The sequence below is a fragment of the Verrucosispora sp. NA02020 genome, from assembly GCF_013364215.1.
GTDB lineage: Bacteria > Actinomycetota > Actinomycetes > Mycobacteriales > Micromonosporaceae > Micromonospora.
Map to the genome: position 1 here is coordinate 4,728,350 of NZ_CP054923.1, position 16,267 is coordinate 4,744,616.

General features: G+C 73.9%; 13 protein-coding genes and 2 pseudogenes. 7 read left to right on the forward strand and 8 right to left on the reverse strand.

The window, feature by feature from the left end:
- Positions 1 to 31 precede the first annotated feature (31 nt).
- The 4 genes from HUT12_RS20660 to HUT12_RS20675 form a co-directional block, all read right to left on the reverse strand.
- Positions 32 to 2,122 carry an amino acid transporter gene (locus HUT12_RS20660; RefSeq protein ID WP_254876904.1) on the reverse strand — a complete coding sequence of 697 codons (2,091 nt, stop codon included), beginning with the start codon at positions 2,120 to 2,122 and terminating at the stop codon, positions 32 to 34.
- Positions 2,123 to 2,127: 5 nt separating this feature from the next.
- Positions 2,128 to 2,523, reverse strand: a complete 396-nt coding sequence (locus HUT12_RS20665; RefSeq protein ID WP_176094415.1) for a hypothetical protein — start codon at positions 2,521 to 2,523, stop codon at positions 2,128 to 2,130.
- A gap of 257 nt (positions 2,524 to 2,780) precedes the next feature.
- Positions 2,781 to 3,551: a DUF5995 family protein gene (locus tag HUT12_RS20670; protein ID WP_131056251.1), complete on the reverse strand. Its 771-nt coding sequence runs from the start codon at positions 3,549 to 3,551 to the stop codon at positions 2,781 to 2,783.
- Positions 3,552 to 3,635: 84 nt separating this feature from the next.
- Positions 3,636 to 6,521, reverse strand: coding sequence for a helix-turn-helix transcriptional regulator (locus tag HUT12_RS20675; RefSeq protein ID WP_131056253.1), 2,886 nt, complete (start codon positions 6,519 to 6,521; stop codon positions 3,636 to 3,638).
- A gap of 200 nt (positions 6,522 to 6,721) precedes the next feature.
- On the opposite strand from HUT12_RS20675, the pseudogene HUT12_RS32915 reads away from it, so the two are divergent.
- Positions 6,722 to 7,900: pseudogene (locus HUT12_RS32915) on the forward strand (adenylate/guanylate cyclase domain-containing protein); the annotation flags it as partial.
- A 651-nt stretch (positions 7,901 to 8,551) separates the two neighbouring features.
- Here the strand turns inward: HUT12_RS32915 and HUT12_RS20685 are convergent.
- Positions 8,552 to 9,118: a dienelactone hydrolase family protein gene (locus tag HUT12_RS20685; RefSeq protein WP_176095887.1), complete on the reverse strand. Its 567-nt coding sequence runs from the start codon at positions 9,116 to 9,118 to the stop codon at positions 8,552 to 8,554.
- A gap of 166 nt (positions 9,119 to 9,284) precedes the next feature.
- Positions 9,285 to 9,725 (reverse strand): annotated as a pseudogene (paaI, locus tag HUT12_RS20690) (hydroxyphenylacetyl-CoA thioesterase PaaI); the annotation flags it as partial.
- Positions 9,726 to 9,896: 171 nt separating this feature from the next.
- Here paaI and HUT12_RS20695 point away from each other — a divergent pair.
- Complete coding sequence (locus HUT12_RS20695; RefSeq protein ID WP_176094416.1) at positions 9,897 to 10,658, forward strand: trans-aconitate 2-methyltransferase; 762 nt, start codon at positions 9,897 to 9,899, stop codon at positions 10,656 to 10,658.
- Between the two features lie 31 nt (positions 10,659 to 10,689).
- Here HUT12_RS20695 and HUT12_RS20700 read toward each other — a convergent pair whose 3' ends face one another.
- Complete coding sequence (locus HUT12_RS20700; protein WP_176094417.1) at positions 10,690 to 11,025, reverse strand: hypothetical protein; 336 nt, start codon at positions 11,023 to 11,025, stop codon at positions 10,690 to 10,692.
- An 86-nt stretch (positions 11,026 to 11,111) separates the two neighbouring features.
- Positions 11,112 to 12,401, reverse strand: a complete 1,290-nt coding sequence (locus HUT12_RS20705) for an MFS transporter (protein ID WP_176094418.1) — start codon at positions 12,399 to 12,401, stop codon at positions 11,112 to 11,114.
- Between the two features lie 168 nt (positions 12,402 to 12,569).
- On the opposite strand from HUT12_RS20705, the gene HUT12_RS20710 reads away from it, so the two are divergent.
- The 5 genes from HUT12_RS20710 to HUT12_RS20730 all read left to right on the forward strand — a co-directional run bounded on the left by HUT12_RS20710 (position 12,570) and on the right by HUT12_RS20730 (position 16,252).
- Entirely contained in the window at positions 12,570 to 13,556 is a 987-nt protein-coding gene (locus HUT12_RS20710; protein ID WP_176094419.1) for a LacI family DNA-binding transcriptional regulator, read from the forward strand.
- A 213-nt stretch (positions 13,557 to 13,769) separates the two neighbouring features.
- Positions 13,770 to 14,522 (forward strand): DUF3153 domain-containing protein, encoded by a 753-nt coding sequence (locus HUT12_RS20715; protein ID WP_176094420.1) that lies wholly within the window; start codon positions 13,770 to 13,772, stop codon positions 14,520 to 14,522.
- Positions 14,523 to 14,606: 84 nt separating this feature from the next.
- Entirely contained in the window at positions 14,607 to 14,942 is a 336-nt protein-coding gene (locus HUT12_RS20720; RefSeq protein WP_131054723.1) for a hypothetical protein, read from the forward strand.
- Between the two features lie 12 nt (positions 14,943 to 14,954).
- Entirely contained in the window at positions 14,955 to 15,566 is a 612-nt protein-coding gene (locus tag HUT12_RS20725; protein ID WP_176094421.1) for a glycine zipper family protein, read from the forward strand.
- Positions 15,563 to 16,252: a carboxypeptidase-like regulatory domain-containing protein gene (locus tag HUT12_RS20730; RefSeq protein WP_176094422.1), complete on the forward strand. Its 690-nt coding sequence runs from the start codon at positions 15,563 to 15,565 to the stop codon at positions 16,250 to 16,252. Before HUT12_RS20725 ends, HUT12_RS20730 begins: the two co-directional genes overlap by 4 nt.
- Positions 16,253 to 16,267: the final 15 nt, after the last annotated feature.

A 16,267-nucleotide genomic window follows, 5' to 3' on the forward strand; every position in this document is an offset into this window, starting at 1 on the left:
GTTCATATTGCATCAGAGGGGACTCGGCTCGTCAGCCGACGTGGATGCCCGGCCGCCGGGCCGGGTCCGGCTCGGACTTGCGCAGGATCTCCCGGACCACCGGCGGCGTGTCGCCCCGCCCCAGGATCAGGTACCGCAGCAGGTGCGCGATCGGGTTGCCCTCGGACCACTCGAAGTGCGCGTGCGGGCGTACGCCGGTGGCGTCGCGCAGCGCCAGCAGGATCGCCGCGATGGCGTTGGGCGCGGCCGGGCTGCTGGCCCGCAGCACCCGGTACCCGCCTACCTCGACGCCGCAGACCCGCAGCACGTGGCGGAACCCGGACGGGTCCACCACGTCGATCTCCAGGAACAGCACGTCGGTGGCGCCCGGCACCGGATTCAGCCCCCGCTGAGCGCGCTCCTTGATGGTGTACTCCTTGACCGCGCCACTGCGCCGCTTGTGGGCGATCACGTGCAACCGGCCGTCGTGCGCCACCGAATCGGCCACGAACCGCCGCGCCACCTCGTCGAACTCGACCCGCTCCGCCCGCAGCTCGGTGGTCCGGCTGACCCGGGAGACCAGCGACACGGCGATGATGCCGAGGATGAACAGGCCGGAGATGGCGATCCCGTCCGGCTTCTCGATCACGTTCTCCACCAGGGCGTACACCAGCACCAGGGTGAGCACGGTGAAGCCGACGGAGGCAGCGCGCTGGCGCCGGGCGACTGCGGCGATGGTCACCGCCACCGACGCCGAGACCATCATCGCCAGGATCCCGGTCGCGTACGCGCCGGCCTGCGCGTCGACGTCGGCGCGGAAGACGACGGTCAGCACGATGCAGACCAACGTGTAGACGATCACCACGGGTCGCACCGCACGGGCCCACTCCGGCGCCATGCCGTACGACGGCAGGTAGCGCGGCACGATGTTGATCAACCCGGCCATCGCCGAGGCACCGGCGAACCAGAGGATGAGCACGCTGCTCAGGTCGTAGACGGTGCCGAACGCCTCACCGACGTGCTCGTGCGCGAGGTAGGCCAGCGCCCGACCGTTGGCCGCACCGCCCGGCGCGAACTGCTCGGGCGGGATGAGCAGCGTGGTGACGAACGTGGTGGAGAGCAGGTAGACCGACATGATCAACGCGGCGGCGGTGAGCAGTCGCCGGGTGTTGCGGATGCGCGCGGCGAGCCGGGCCTCGGCGTCCCGGCCCTCCCCGGCGACCAGCGGCATCATGCTCACCCCGGTCTCGAAGCCGGAGAGCCCCAGCACCAGCAGCGGGAACGCCAGCGCCGCGGTCAGCGCCACGCCACCCGGGCCGCCACCGTCCGTGGTCAGTGCCGCCGTCCAGTCCGCCAGCGGGGCCGGATCCGCGGCCAGGTCGGTCAGCGACACCACCACGATCACCGCGTTCAACACCAGGAAGACGGCGACCAGCGGCACCGCCACCGCCACCGCCTCCCGGAAGCCGAGCAGGAACACCCCGCCGAGGATCAGCAGCAGCACCACGGTGACCGTGACCGCCACCGCGGTCCCGCCGAACGCGTCCGGCAGGTACGGGTTCTGCAACATGTGCACCGTGGCGTCGGCGGAGGAGAGCGTGATCGTCACGATCCACGAGGTGGCGACGAATCCCAGCAGCACCAGTACGAAGACCTTGCCCCGCCAGAACGGCAGCAACCGTTCCAGCATCGCCACCGACCCCTGGCCGTGCGGGCTCTCCCCGGCCACCCGGCGGTACATCGGCAGCATGCCGAACAGGGTCAGCGCCACGATCAGCAGAGTCGCCAGCGGCGAGAGCGCCCCGGCGGCCAGCGCGGCGATGCCCGGCAGGTACGACAGGGTGGAGAAGTAGTCGACACCGGTCAGGCACATTACCCGCCACCAGGCGTGTGCTTTCGTCTGCCCCTCGGCCGTCTCCGGGCCGACCGGCTGCACCTGGTGCACGAAGAGCCACCGGCGCAGCCGGCTCTCCGGCCGGGCCGGTCCGGCCGGTACCGCGACCCGGTCGGGCACGGTGACCCGTCGGCCGGCCCGTTCGCCGGGGCGGGTCGGGTCCCGCGCTGCCCGCAGCGACGGCTCCGGTGTCCCGGACGCCGGGCGGCGCCGGTCCCGGCCCCGTCGCGCTCTGGTCCCGTCCCCCATCGCGGTCAGCCGCCGGGCGGTACGGCCAGTGCGCGGGCCAGGGCGGCGGGGTCGTCGACGGTCACCGTCAGCCCGGGATGGCGCGGACGGCCGCCCGGCAGCAGCGCCGGCACCGGTCGCGCGAAGCGGACGCAGAGCCCGGTGGCGGTGGAGCTGCCGAAGGTGACTCCGAGGTCGGCGGCGGACAGGCGCGGGCCGACCACCCGCCACCAGCGGTACGGGCCGGTGGTCTCGGTGTCCACGACGTTCGCCCGTTCGGTGCGCAGCCGCCAGGGGCCGAACCGCACCGTCAGTGCGTCGCCGTCGACCCGTACCCAGGCGGTGGAGGGCCGTACCCCGAGCAGGGCCAGGAGCGGGCGCAGCACCGGGTCGAACCGGAACGGGAAGAGGTGCGTGGTCATCCCCGGACCCGTCGGCCGACCCGGTCCCCCGGCCGACTCGGACGAGGCGGTGCGGCGGGACGCGGGCGGGGCCGTGCGGCGGGACGCCGGAAGGCAGCGGTCATGGGCGCCGCGTACCCCGCGAAGGCCGGCCGACACCCCCCAGGCCGGCCGGCCTCCTGTTTCCCCCCGTGCTCACCACCGGGCGACGGCGCCCGGGCGGGTCGGATGCCCCCGTGCCTCGCCGTCGGGCGAGGCGCGGGGACCCCCCGTCCCGGCTACTGCAGGAATGCCCCGAGAGGCGACAGCAGCAACCGACCGAGCGCGGCGGCCGTCTGGTCCAGCCGCGCGCGCTCGCGCTCGTGTCGATGCGGGTCGTGCCGGCATCGCCAGATTCGTTGTGCGTTGCGCCAGGCGACATCCCGGGTGTACTCGACCAGCTCACCCTGGTACCAGTCGTCGATGTCGCCGTTGACCATGTCGATGAGCAGTTGCCACTGCTCCAGGTAACCCCGACGCAGACCGGGGATCTTGTCGGCGAAGATCTTGTTGATCTCCAGGTAGTCGCGGTGCTGGTCGCTGCCCTCGACCGGCTCCGACTCCAGGTAGTCGAACGTGGTGACCAGCGCGAACGGCAGGTCGAAGTTGATGTGCGCATTGACGCCGGCAGCCGCCGACGGCAACGGCCGGGCGTCCGGGCCGCGCATCCGGTCGAAGAGGCAGGCCCACGCCTTGGGCGTGTTGGGGCTGGAGTCGCTCCACATCCGCAGCGCGTCGAAGTAACGGGCGGCGAACTCGACGTCCAGCCGGGACAGGAAGACCGGGTCGACGAACCGGTCGGCGTAGAGGCCGTCCAACACGCTCGTGGTGATGGTGAGGTAGAGCTTGTTGAAGTCGGCCAGCGGGCAGCTGTCCAGCAGCGGTGGCAGCCGGACCAGCATGTCCTGGAGCTTGGTCAGGTGGTCGACGACGGCGGGCACGTCGGCCGGGTGATCGGCGAGCAGGTCCACGATGTCCCGGTGCACTGGCCCCCAGACCGGTTCACTCACGCTGCCCCCTCGCTGCTCCCGGCCCCGGTCTCCCCGACGCCGGGCACAGCCTTTCAGGCGGGGACACCGCCGACATCAGTAGAACTACGTATCCGACACCGACACCCGACTACGCAGGAAGATGGCGCTCGCCTGGACCCGGGTGCGGACGTGGAGCTTGTCGAAGATGTGCGAGACGTGCACGCCGATGGTCCGCTCGCTGATGAACAGGCGCTGGCCGATCTCCTTGTTGGTCAGCCCCTCGGCCACCGCGGCGAGCACCTCGCGCTCGCGCGCGGTCAGCGCGGCCAGCTCGTCACCGGCACCCGGTGGCGGCTCGACCCGCCCGGAGGGGCGTTCCTCCAACTCCACCCGCGCCCGACCGGCGAGGGTACGGATCTCCTCGGTGAACGGCACCGCACCGAGTCCCTGCGCCATCTGGTACGCCTCCCGGAGCAGCCGACCGGCGGTCGCCGTACGGCGACGGCGGGCCAGCAGCGCCTCGGCCTGACGCAGCCGCGCGTAGGCCGCCGGGTAGGGGTGGTTGCGGCGGTCCCACTCGGCCGCCGCGCGGCCCCACAGGTCCGGGTCGCTGTCGTCGAGGCGGCTCACCTCGGCGGCACAGAGCGCCAGATATCCGTCGACCACGTCGCGTACCGGCCGGGCCGCAGGCACGCTGCGCCCGGCCACCCGGTCGGCGATCTCGCGCAACCGGCGTACCGCGTTCTGGTCCACCGCGACGGTGCGGCTGGCGTGCGCCTCGGCCTCCGCGCGCAGCCCGTGCCAGACCAGCACGGCGAGGATCACCAGATCGTCGGAGCGGCTCTCGGTCAGGCCGCGCTGCACCGCGTGCCGGGCCACGTCGTGCCGCCCCTGCCACATCGCCAGGCCGGCGCGCAGGGTGAGCAGCGGGATGACGTGCCGGGCACCGCCACCGGCCAGCATGGTGGCCGCCGCATCCAGGTCCCGGTCGGCGGCCTCGACGTCGCCGTACCCGACCGAAAGCCGGCAGCGGGCCAGCAGCATCTCCACCGCGTCCGCGCCGGACGGGCGGTGCCGCAGCGCCGCCGCGACGACCTTCTCCGCCTCGGCCCACTGCCCCACCCGGAACAGCCCGTTGGTGGCGACGGCCAGCAGCCGGGTCGCGTAGGCACGACCCAATCCCAGCTCGGCCACCCGCTCGGCACCCCGTCGGGCCACCACCACCCCCTCTTCGAGGATGTTCAGCGGCCCGGTGAGCAGCTCCGCCAGGTGCAGGTAGGCCCGCGCCACGTCCTCCGGACGGCCGGCCCGCTCGGCGGTGTCCAGCGCCCGCCGCAGCACCGCCAGCCCGGCATCCGGATCCTCCAGGTACGCCTCGGAGAAGCCCAACGCCGCGCTGGCCAGCACCACCTCGGTGGTGGCGCCCTCGACCTGCTCCGCGAGGGCCAGCGCCTCCCGCGCCCGCCGGCCCGCGTCGGCGTACCGGCCGAGGTGCACCAGCAGCTCCGCCAGGTGTGCGGCGGCGGCGGCCCGCTGCCGGGGCGTGCAGTCGGCGGCGTCCAGCGCCTGCTGGTACTCCACCTCGGCCAACGCCGACCGTCCGGCGGCGGCCAGATATCGTGCCCGCCGGATGTGCAGCTCGCAGGCGGGCGGGCCGGTGTCGGTGGCGGCCAACTCCTCCAGCAGCGTCAGCGCCCGCGCGTACTCGCCGCTCTTGTGTGCGGCCTCGGCGGCCTGGCCCAGCAGCACCGCCCGGTCGACCCCGGCCCGGCCCTGGCTCAGATCCACCGCCACCGACCAGTGGCGGTGTGCCTCGGCGTAGCCGTACAGCCGCTCGGCCTCCTCGGCGGCGGCCACCGCCGCCGGCAACGCCCGATCCGGCTCACCGGCCAACCGCCAGTGGTGCGCCAGCCGGGCCTGGTGCAGCTCACCCGGCGCCGAGGTCAGCGCCTCGGCGTAACGCCGGTGCAGCAGGGCGCGTTCGGCGGGCAGCAGCTCGTCCTCCAGCACCTCGGCGACGAGCCGGTGCCGCAGCCGGTAACCGTCCTCGGAGCCGACCAGCAGCCGGTGCGCGACGGCGGCCTTGACGGCGGTGAGCAGGTCCTGCTCGGGCAGCCCGACCACCTCGGTGAGCAGCCGGTGCTCGACCGGTTCCACCCCGGCGGCGACCGCGTGCACGGCCTGGTGCGCCGGCTGCGGCAACGCGTCCACCCGGGCCAGGAACACCTCGCGCAACGTGTCGGACAGGTCGTCGCGGCCGTCGCGCAGGTCCCGGGACAACTCCTCCACCACGAACGGGTTGCCCCCGCTGCGTTGCCACAGCCGGTCGGCCGCCTCGGGCGCGACCGGGGCCCGGACGATCGCGGCGGCGAGTTCCTCCGTGGCGGCGCGGTCCAGCGGCGCCAGGTCCAGCACCCGCACCGACCGCAGCCGGCGCAACTCGGTCAACACGCGACGCAGCGGGTGCGCGCCCTGCAACGACTCGGACCGCACCGCCGCCAGCACCGACAGTTGCAGGTCGCCCAGACCGGCGAGCAGATAGAGCAGCAACTGTCGGGTGGTCCGGTCGACCCACTGGAGGTCGTCCAGCACCAGCACCAGCGGACGGCCACCGGCGATGACGCCCAGTCCCCGGGACACCCGCTCCAGCAGCGCCCCCGCGCCGTCCGGCCCGGTGGCGTCCTCGGCGAACACCCCGAGCAACGCGCGCACCGACGCGGTGGCGGCCGGCGGGAGGTCCGCGTCGAGACGCCGCAACGCCTGCCGCAACGGGTGCAGCGGGGAGGCGTCGCCGATGTCCAGACAGGAACCGGTGAGCACCAGCGCACCGCCCGCGCTCAACTGCCCGCCCACCTCGTGCAGCAGCCGGGTCTTGCCCACGCCGCTCTCGCCGGTGAGGAAGACCCCGGCCGTGTTTCCCGGCGCCACGTCGTCGAGCAACGCGGCGCGTACCGTCGCCACCAGGTCGGCCCGACCGACGAGCGGTGTGGTGTCCACGTCGCTGGCCATGGCTCGCAGCCTAGTCACAGCCGCCGCCCCCGTTCTACCGCCGCCGCGCCGCCCCTCCCCCACTCGCGTCGACATTGCGACCGAAGGTTGCGCTCGGCCGACATACGTCGTTCGGCAGATCCGCCGTCGGACCGGGGATGACAGTCTCCGGGACATCGTTGGCACGCACGGGGGGAGAGGCGGGTGCGATCTCGATGCCCATGTCGGTTGTCGCAGGTCAGCCGGCTCAGCGGGGGCGCTGGCCGGTAGCTGAGGAACGACGGACGTTGACTGTCCTCTTCGTCGACATCGTCGGGTCGACACGTCTGGTCGACCGGCTCGACCCGGAGGACGTCCGCACACTGCAACGGGTCTACTTCCGCACGGTCGCCCGGGTGCTGCGGCGCTGGGACGGCGTGGTGGAGAAGTACGTCGGCGACGCGGTGATGGCGTTGTTCGGCGCGCGGGCCGGGGACGGCTTCGAGGCGTACCGGGCGGTGCGGGCCGGGCTGGAGGTCCAGCGGGCCCTGGACCGCCGGCCACTAGAGACCGCGCCCGGGCTGCGGGTCCGTGTCGGGGTGGCCACCGGCGAGGCCGTGGTGGACCTGGCCGCCGGGCGCGACGGCGGGCACGGCATGGCCAGCGGCGCGGTGATCACGCTCGCCGCCCGCCTGCAGGAACACGCGCCGCACGGCGGTGTCGCGGTCTGCGAGACCACGCACCGGGCCGTCGCCGGCCTGATCGCGCTGCGCCCGGTGCCGGCGGTGACGGTCAGCGGCAAGACGCTGCCGGTCGGCGTCTGGCACGCCGTGGGCACGCTGCCGCCCCGGCCTCCACGTCACGACACGCCGCTGGTCGGCCGGCACCGGGAGCTGGCCGCCGTCCGGGAACAGCTCGCCGAGGCGGTACGCGGACGCGGCGTCCGGCGGCTGGTGCTGACCGGTCCGTCGGGCAGCGGGCGGAGCCGGTTGCTGCGCGAGCTGGCCCGCAGCACGCCGACGGTGGACGGGATGCCGGTGCGGTGGTGCCTGACCGCCTGCCCGCCGTACCCGGACGGGCCGCTGGCGCCCGTCGTGGGTCTGGTGCGGACGCTGGCCGGCAGCCGTACCCCCGCCGCAGGCGCCGGTGTGCTCCGCGACCGGCTGGCCGCCGCACTCGGCGGGTCGGTGTCGGGCGACCACCTGGCGGCGGCGTTGGACACAGTGGACGATCTGGTGGCCGGCGTCGGTGGCGCCGCCGGGGCCCGGGCGGCGGTGCGCTGGCGGGACGTCCTGCTCGGGCTGGCTCGTCGTCAGCCGGTGGTGGTGGCCGTGGACGACCTGGACCGGGCCGCCCCGGCACTGCGCCGTCACCTGGACGCGCTGGTCGACCTGGCCACCGCGGACGGCCTGCCGCTGGTGCTGGTCGGCACCGGGGCGGGTGTCGACTCCGCCCGGCCGACGGCCCGGGTCCGGCTGCGTCCACTCGACGCGGTGACCGTCGGCCGGCTGCTACGCCGGCTGCTGCGCCGGGCCGGTCAGCCGGGCGGTCTGGTGGGTCGGCTGATCCCGCTGGTCGGCGGCAACCCCGGACGCGCGGTGGCGTACGTGCGGTCGCTCGCCGGGGCCGACCCGGCGCGGCTGCCGGTGCCGGAGAGCATCCGGCGGGCCGCCGAAGCCCGGCTGGACCGGCTCGACGGCACCCGGCGAGCGGCCCTGATGGCGGTCGCCGCCCTGCCGCCCGGCTGCCCGGTCGCCAACCTGGCCCGGGCGCTCGGCTGGGCGGCGGCGCAGGTGGAGGCGGCCCTGCGTGCCCTGACCGGGGCGGGCCTGCTCGTCCGGCTGCCCACCGGCGGGCACGCTTTCGTCGATCCGGCGCTACGGGAGGTCGCCGTCGCCCGGCTCCCCCGGGCGACGCTGGCCACCTTCACCCGCCGGGCCGGTGTCCCGACCTCCGACGCCGACGCCGAGCCGGCACCGGCGGAAGGCTCGACGCGGCCGGCATCGGCGGCGCGACCGGCGGCAGGCACGGCGGCGCCGGGATCGGGGTGGTCGGGATCGGCGTGGTCGGGGTCAGCGATCGGCCAGGAAGGCCAGCGCGCGCTCCCAGGCGAGCGCGGCGGCGGCCGGGTCGTGGTCGGACACGGCCGGATCGGTGAACAGGTGGCCCGCCCCCGGGTAGCCATAGACGGTGACGTCGGCGCCGACGGCGGTCATCTCCTGCCGCCACTGGTCGACCTCGCCCGGCGGGTCGTAGGGGTCCGGATCGGCCAGGTGCAACTCGACGGCCAACCCGGCTCGGACGTCGGCGGGGGCGCCACCGGTGCCGTGCCACAGCAGCAGGCCGCCGCTGTCGGGCCGTTCGGCCAGCATCGCGCCGGCCACCCCGGCGCCCATCGAGAACCCGGCGAGCACGGTGTCGGGCGGCAGCCCGTCGAGCGAGGCCCGGGCGCGGTCCAGCACCGTCTCCTGCCCGATCCGGCTCAGCAGGGCGAACCCCTCCTCGACGGTGTCCACGGCAGGCACCTCGTACAGGTCGGGCGCGTGCACCTGGTGTCCGGCGGCGCGCAGCCGGTCGGCCGCGTCCCGCACCGCGGGCCGCAGCCCGTACACAGAGTGGAAGAGTGCGACATGTGCCATCCGCTCATCGTGCCGGACGGCACCGACACCGTCGGACCGCCGCGCGCGGGTGGCGCGGTCAGTCTCGGTCGACCCCGGCCCGTCCGCCGTCCGGTGACGCCGACTCCGGTGCGCCGTCCGGCCGCGCCGGAGCCGCTACGCCGTCCCCGGCACCGGCGTCCGGCCGGAGGACCCGGCTGTGACCCCGGAACTCGGCGATTACCTGTCCGTCCGCGCGGCTCACCGTGACGTCGTAGATTCCGCTGCGGCCGTACCGGGTCCGTTCCGTGGCCCGGGCGGACAGCACGTCCCCCTCGCGGGCCGGGCGGACGAAGGTGATCTCGCCGCCGGCCGCGACGGTGGCCGGGCCGTGACTGTTGCACGCCAGCGCGAAGGCGGTGTCGGCGAGCAGGAAGACGAAGCCGCCGTGGGCGATGCGGTGGCCGTTGACCATGCTGTCGGTGACCCGCATCCGGGCCACTGCGGCGCCGCCCGCGGCGCTGACCAACTCGATGCCGAGTCGGTTCGACGCGACGTCGGCCTCGAACATCTCGTGCGCGGCGGTGCGCGGGTCCACCTGGCTCCCGGCGTGGTCGGCGGGGCCCTGCGCCCCGGGGACCGCCATCATGCCACCGCCGCCCGGTGCGCCCGGCGCGGCGGGTCCCGTGACGACGACCGGGCCGGATCGGTGTCCCCGATCCGGCCCGGCACTGATCATCGCCCCGCCATTGTCTCGCAGTTGCACATTGTTGGCAACAAGACTGGACACCGACCCGCCGATGTAACTAGCCTGCTCGCCATGAGTCCTTACATGACCGATGCCGCCGCGTGGCAGGAGAGCTGGGACCGGCAACAGGAGGCGTACCTGCCGGACCGGGAGCACCGCTTCACCACCATGCTCGACGCGGTCGACGCGGTCCGCGACACCACCGCTGCGCCACGACTGCTGGACCTGGCCGGCGGCACCGGCACCATCTCGCTGCGCGCGCTGCGCCGCTTCCCCGACGCCGAGGTGACCCTGGTCGACCTCGATCCGGCCCTGCTCGCCCTCGCCACCGCCTCGCTCGGCGACCGGGCCACCATCGTCACCGCCGACCTCAACCGGCCGGACTGGGTGGACGCCCTGCCGCACCGTGACTACGACGCGGTGCTCACCGCCACCGCGCTGCACTGGCTGCCCGCCGACCGGCTGACCGGGCTCTACGCCGAGGTCCGCGAGGTGCTGCGCCCCGGCGGCCTGCTGGTCAACGCCGACCACATGCCCGACGACACCCTGCCCGAGCTGACCACACGCCTGCTCGCCCGGGCCGAGGCGCGCCGGGCGGCGCGCTACGCGGCGGGCGCGGTGCCCAACTGGGCGCAGTGGTGGGAGCACGCCGCGCAGGACCCGGAGCTGCGCCCACTCGTCGAACGGCGGCACGCCATCTATCCGACGGGACACAGCCAGGAGTGGAGCCCACCGGTCTCCTGGCATCTCGGCGCGCTCTCCGAGGCCGGCTTCACCGAAGTCGGCACGCTCTGGCGCGGCGGCGCGGACGCGGCGGTCGTCGCCGTCCGGTGACCGCCCGCGCGGCGGCCACCGGACGGACCCGTCAGCGGGCCCGGCGTTCCGGGTGCGCCCGGTTCCAGGCCCGCATCCGTTCCGGGTACCCGACCTTGGTCGCCTCGTACAGCGGGATGGCGTGCTTGCGGGCCATCTTCCCGGCGGCCCGGGGCGTCCCGGTACGCCGCCGGATCCACTCACCGTCGTGCGCGATGGCGACCACGGTGGTGTCGGTGGCGGTGGTCTCCGGTTCGAGATAGAACTCCACCCCCTGCCGGCTGGTCGCGAACTCCTCCAGGGAGGCGAGGTCCTCCGGGGTCGCCTCGCGGTCCAGTTTCGTCGGGGTGCCCTCTGCGGCCCGGGGCCGCCGGCTGAACCAGCCCATTGCCCGGCTCCTCTCCTCGGCGCGCCTCCCAGTGCAGCACCCGGACCTGGCAGTTCCCTGGACGGCCGATGTACGGGCCCTGGTCGCTACGCCTCCGGACGGGGAGAACCCGTCCGCTCCGGCTCCGGGGCGCCCGCCCGCTCCGGCTCCCCCGTGGCGCCGGAGACGGGCGGACGGGTGACCCGCACCAGCAGCAGGGTCGGCAGCAGCAGCAACGGCACCACCAGCAACGCGTGCAGCGTGCCGATCCGGTCACCGAGCAGCCCCAGCAACGGCGGTCCGGCCAGGAACGCGGTGTACCCGATCACCGCGACCACGCTGACCCGGACGTGGGCGTGCTCCTCCTCGTCGGCGGCGGCGCTCATCCCGACCGGGAAACCGAGCGAGGCGCCGATCCCCCACAGCACCACGCCGACCACCGCGACCGGGCCGGAGCCGGCCAGGATCGCCACACCGGCGCCGACGATGGCGAGCAGGATGGTCACGGTCAGCACCGGCACCCGCCCCCACCGGTCCAGGGCCACCGTGCCGAGCGTCCGGCCCACGGTCATGCCGGTCACGAAGACGGCGAAGACCGCCGCGCCGGCTGCCTCGCTGAAGCCGTACCCGTCGATGAAGGCGACCGCGATCCAGTCGTTGGCGCTGCCCTCGGCGAACGCCGCCGCCAGGACCACCAGACCGATGAGCAGGGTGCGCGGCTCCCGCCAGGCGGCGAGCAGGGACTTTCGACCGCCACCGGCGCCCTCGCTCTCCGCACCGGGTGCGGCGGGCAGGAACGCGCGGGCGCCCAGCAGCGTGCCGACGAGCACCACCGCCGCAAGGACCCCGAGGTGGACGGCGACCGGCAGGCCGAGCCGGGCGGCCCCGGCGCCCAGACCGGCACCGGCCACCGAACCGAGACTCCACGCCGCGTGGAACCGGGGCATCACCGTCCAGCCCAGGCGGCGTTCGACGATCGCGCCCTCGATGTTCATCGCCACGTCGCAACTGCCGGAGCCGTACCCGAGCGCGAACAGGCCCACCGCCACCCCGGGCAACGAGCCGGCCACCGCCGACACCCCGGCCACGGTGAGGCCGAGGGCGACCACGGTGGTGGAGAACACCACCGCGCGGGCCGCGCCGAGACGCTGGGTGAGCAGACCGGCGGTGGGCATCGCGACGATCGCGCCGATGGACATGGCGAGCAGGAGCAGGCCGAGACGACCGGGGCTGAGTTCCAGCCCGTCGCGGACCGCCGGCACCCGGGAGAACCAGGTCGCGACGGCCAACCCGTTGAGCGCGAACACCACCGCCACGCCGTTGCGGGCGGCCAGCACCGCCCGGGGCGGACCCGAGGTGACCGGTGGTGTCGCGGGCGTGCTGATGACGGGATCCATGGAACTTCCCGGTCCTCTCGACGGCGGTGGGAGCGCAGGCAACGATCACACACCTGGGAGCGCTACCACCACAATCCATCTCCGGTCCTTACCCCCGGGCGTCCGGCGAGGCATGATGCGGGTGGGAGCCCGCGTACCAGGCGGGCCGAGGGCAACAGGGAGACACCAATGACCACGGCACGCCGGCCGGCAACCCTGGACGACGTCGCCCGAGCCGCCGGAGTCTCCCGCTCCACGGCGTCACGGGTCATCGCGGGCAACGGGTTCGCGTCACCGACCGCGCGGGAGCGGGTACGCACCGCGGTGGACGAGCTCGGCTACGTACCCAACCCGGCCGCCCGGGCGCTGGTGCACGGCACCGGCGTACGGCTGCTGGTGGCGGTTGCCGGCACCGACCCGGCCGTGCTCGACGACAGCTACGTCGACCAGGTGCTCGGCGCCACCGCGCGGGTCTGCGCACCACACGGCCTGGGCGTCACCGTCGACTGGGTGCCGTTGCACGCCCCGGAGCGGCTGGTCCGGCTGACCGACGACCGGGGCGTGACCGGGTTGATCCTGGTCAACACGACCCCGGCTCTGCTGGAACTGGTGCCGCGCCGGCTGCGGGGGCGAGCGGTGTCGATCGGGGTCGGTTCGGCCACCGTGCCGTCGGTGGACATCGACAACGGCGGCGCCACCGAGGCCATCGTCCGTCACCTCTACTCCGGCGGTCGCCGTCGGATCGCGATGGTCACCGGCCCCCCGTGGTTGACCTGCGCGAACCGCTCGGTGGACGCGTACCGGGGGTTGCTGCGCGACGCGGGCCTGCCGACGCGCGAGGTGGTCGGCGACTTCTCCGTGGAGCGGGGCCGCTCCGCCGCCCGCGAGGTGCTGCGCCGCTGGCCGGACACGGACGCGATCGTCGGGATCAGCGACGCGACCGCGCTGGGCGTGATCGGTCGGCTCCGCGCCGACGGCGTACAGGTGCCCGGCGACGTCGCGGTGACCGGCTTCGACGACATCCCGCTGGCCGCCGTGACGGCTCCGGCCCTGACCACCGCCAGTCACCCGGTACGCCAGATCGCCAGCGCCGCCGCCACCATGGTGCTGGAGCACCGGCACGCCCCGATGCGCACCCGCTTCCCGTCCGCACTGGTGCGCCGCGACAGCGCCTGACCACAATCTTTCAGGATATCCAATTCAGCGGTACGGGGACTCGGCCGAATGTGACCGGAAATCGGTAAGATCGGCGACTGCCATCTGACTGATCGCTGACTGATGGCTCGGGCGGCGAACGCACAGACTGAGCCCATGAAATCGGGGCCCGGGCGCACCAGGATACTCCGCGGCGCGGCGTGTCTCGTCCTTCTGGCGGTTCTTTCCGGCTGTATGCAACTGAACGCCGGGCTGACCGTCAACGCCGACGACACGGTCAGCGGACAACTCCTGCTGACCGCCGAACGCACCGTGCTGACCACCAACAACAAGACGGTCGAGGCCGGCTTCGCCGAGCTTCGGCAGAACATCCCGGCCCTGCCCGAAGGCACCGAGAGCCGGTACGAGGACGCCACCCACTACGGCTCTCAGATCAACTACCGGAATGTCCCGCTCGATCAATTCGACAGCGAAAGTCTGAGCATCGTCCGACAGGGCGACGACCGGTACGTGTTCACTCTTCCGCTCGATCCGAAGAAGTACGGCGGAAAAGTGGCCGAACAGAATCCGGCCAATCAGGCGCACTTCATGACGCTGATGTCGTTCGAGATCTCGGTGACGTTTCCCGGACGCGTGCTGGACGTCGGCGCGGGCGGTCAGGTCAACGACCGGACGGTCACCTGGCGGGTCGCCCGCAACCAGCCGAAGCCACCGGAGCTGCGGGCCGTCGCCGAGGCACCACCCCGACCGTCCGCCCCGGCGGACGACGAGGAGAGCGGCGGGAGTTTCCCGTGGCTGCTGGTCGGTGCCGGTGCGGTGATCCTGCTGCTGGTCGCGGCGCTCGTCGTACTGCTGCTGCGTCGGCCCGGCACGGGCCCGGCGGACGGCGGCGCACCGACGCCCGGCGGACCGGGCACCTCCGGTGGTCCGGGCACCATCGGTCCGGCACCGCACACCACGACCGGCGGCGTGCCGGGCTCCGGCTGACGCAGGTCAGCCGGCACCGTCGCCCGCCCGGCGGGCGGCACCACATCCCACCTCGCACCACGCGAAACCGAAGGGAGATCGGCGATGAACGATCTCTTCACCTGGGCGGCGCTGGGCAGTCTGACCGGCGCGAGCGCCGCGACGCTGCTGGCCACGAACGTCATCGGCGGGCTGATCGGCCCGAGTGCCGACACGGCACGCAAATGGATCGCGCTGGGTATCGCCCTGCTGCTGTCGTACCTCACCGCGGCCTTCGCCACCGACGCGGGCGCCGAGAAGTGGATCATCGCCTTCTTCAACGGCCTGGTCATCTTCTCCGCCGCCCTCGGCGTCAACCAACTGCCTCCCGGCAACCGGCAGGCGACTCCGACCCGGCTGGCGCAGGGCAACGAGCCCCGCTTCATCCGCTCCTGGGCCTAGAGGGGAACCGTCATGGCCGTCTTCGGAGTCATCAGCGCCGCCGTCCACGTCGCGGCGGGCACGGTCCTCGGCGGGCTGCTGGGCGGACCCGTCGGGCTGCACGTCGGGGCGGGCGTCGGTCTGGTCGTCGGCATCGTCTTCGGATGGTCGATCACCTCGGCCCGGGTCTACGGGGCCGACGCCCGAGGGATCTTCCTGTTCGTCGTCGACCACACGTGGAGCCTGCTGAACACGGTGGTGGGCGCGACCTACCTCGCGGTGCACCTGGTCTTCGGCCACTCGCTGGACCGGGCCACCTCGCAGCACAGCTGCCGGGTCAACGTGGTGGAGGGCGTCTCGCCGCGCTACGCCACCACGCTGGGCACGGTCTGCGCCGGCTCCGGGCCGGGCATCCAGCGCCACGAGGACGTGCACATCTTCCAGGCCCGACTGCTCGGACCGCTCTACATCCCGCTGGTCCTGGCCAACTACGTGCTGTTCACCATCGCGCCGGTGTGGCTGCTCTACCACGACCACACCGGCGCCCCGATCAACCGCTTCACCCGGTACTTCGAGATCGGCGTCTACCCGCACGTGTGGAACGAGGCGATCGCGTACCGCATCCAGGGGACGCCGCCGCGATGACCGGAGGCGGCCCGATAGAGACGGCCACCGCCGAGCTGGCGGAGTGGCTGGCCGGGGCGGCGGGAGACGCCGTCCCGGTCGGTCCGCCCGGGTCCGGTCCGGCGGCGGGCGGGCTGACACTGTGGCCGCTGGAGTTGCGCCCGGCCCGGCAGACCCGGGGCAGCGGCGGCCCCGAGCCGTACCGGCTCGTCGCCCGCTACCTGCTCGCCGCAGACGGGCCGGAGGCGCTGGCGACGTTGGACCGGGTGCTCGTCGCGGCGACCGGAGGAAGCGGACACACGCTCGTGCTGGAGGCCGGTGACCCGGCGCTGTGGGTGGCCCTCGGCGTCCCGCCCCGGCCGGCCCTGCTGATCGACGTACCGGTGCAGGTCACCCACCCGCACGAGCCGGCACCGCCGGTGCTGCGTCCGCTGCGGCTGCGGCAACTGGAGATGCTCACCTTCGACGGCCGCGTCGTCGGTCCCGCCGACCAGCCGCTCGCCGCGATGCGGGTGGAGGTCGTCGGTCAGCCGTACGCGACCCAGACCGATCCGGCGGGACGGTTCCGGGTCGTCGGCGTGCCGCACGACCCGCAGCAGCCCGGAACGGTACGGCTCCGGCTCACCGGTCGGGGTCAGGTGCTCACTGCCGAGGTGGACCCGACCGACACCGACATCGTCATCGTCTGCGCGCCACCGACCCGCTGACCCGACCCGTACGGG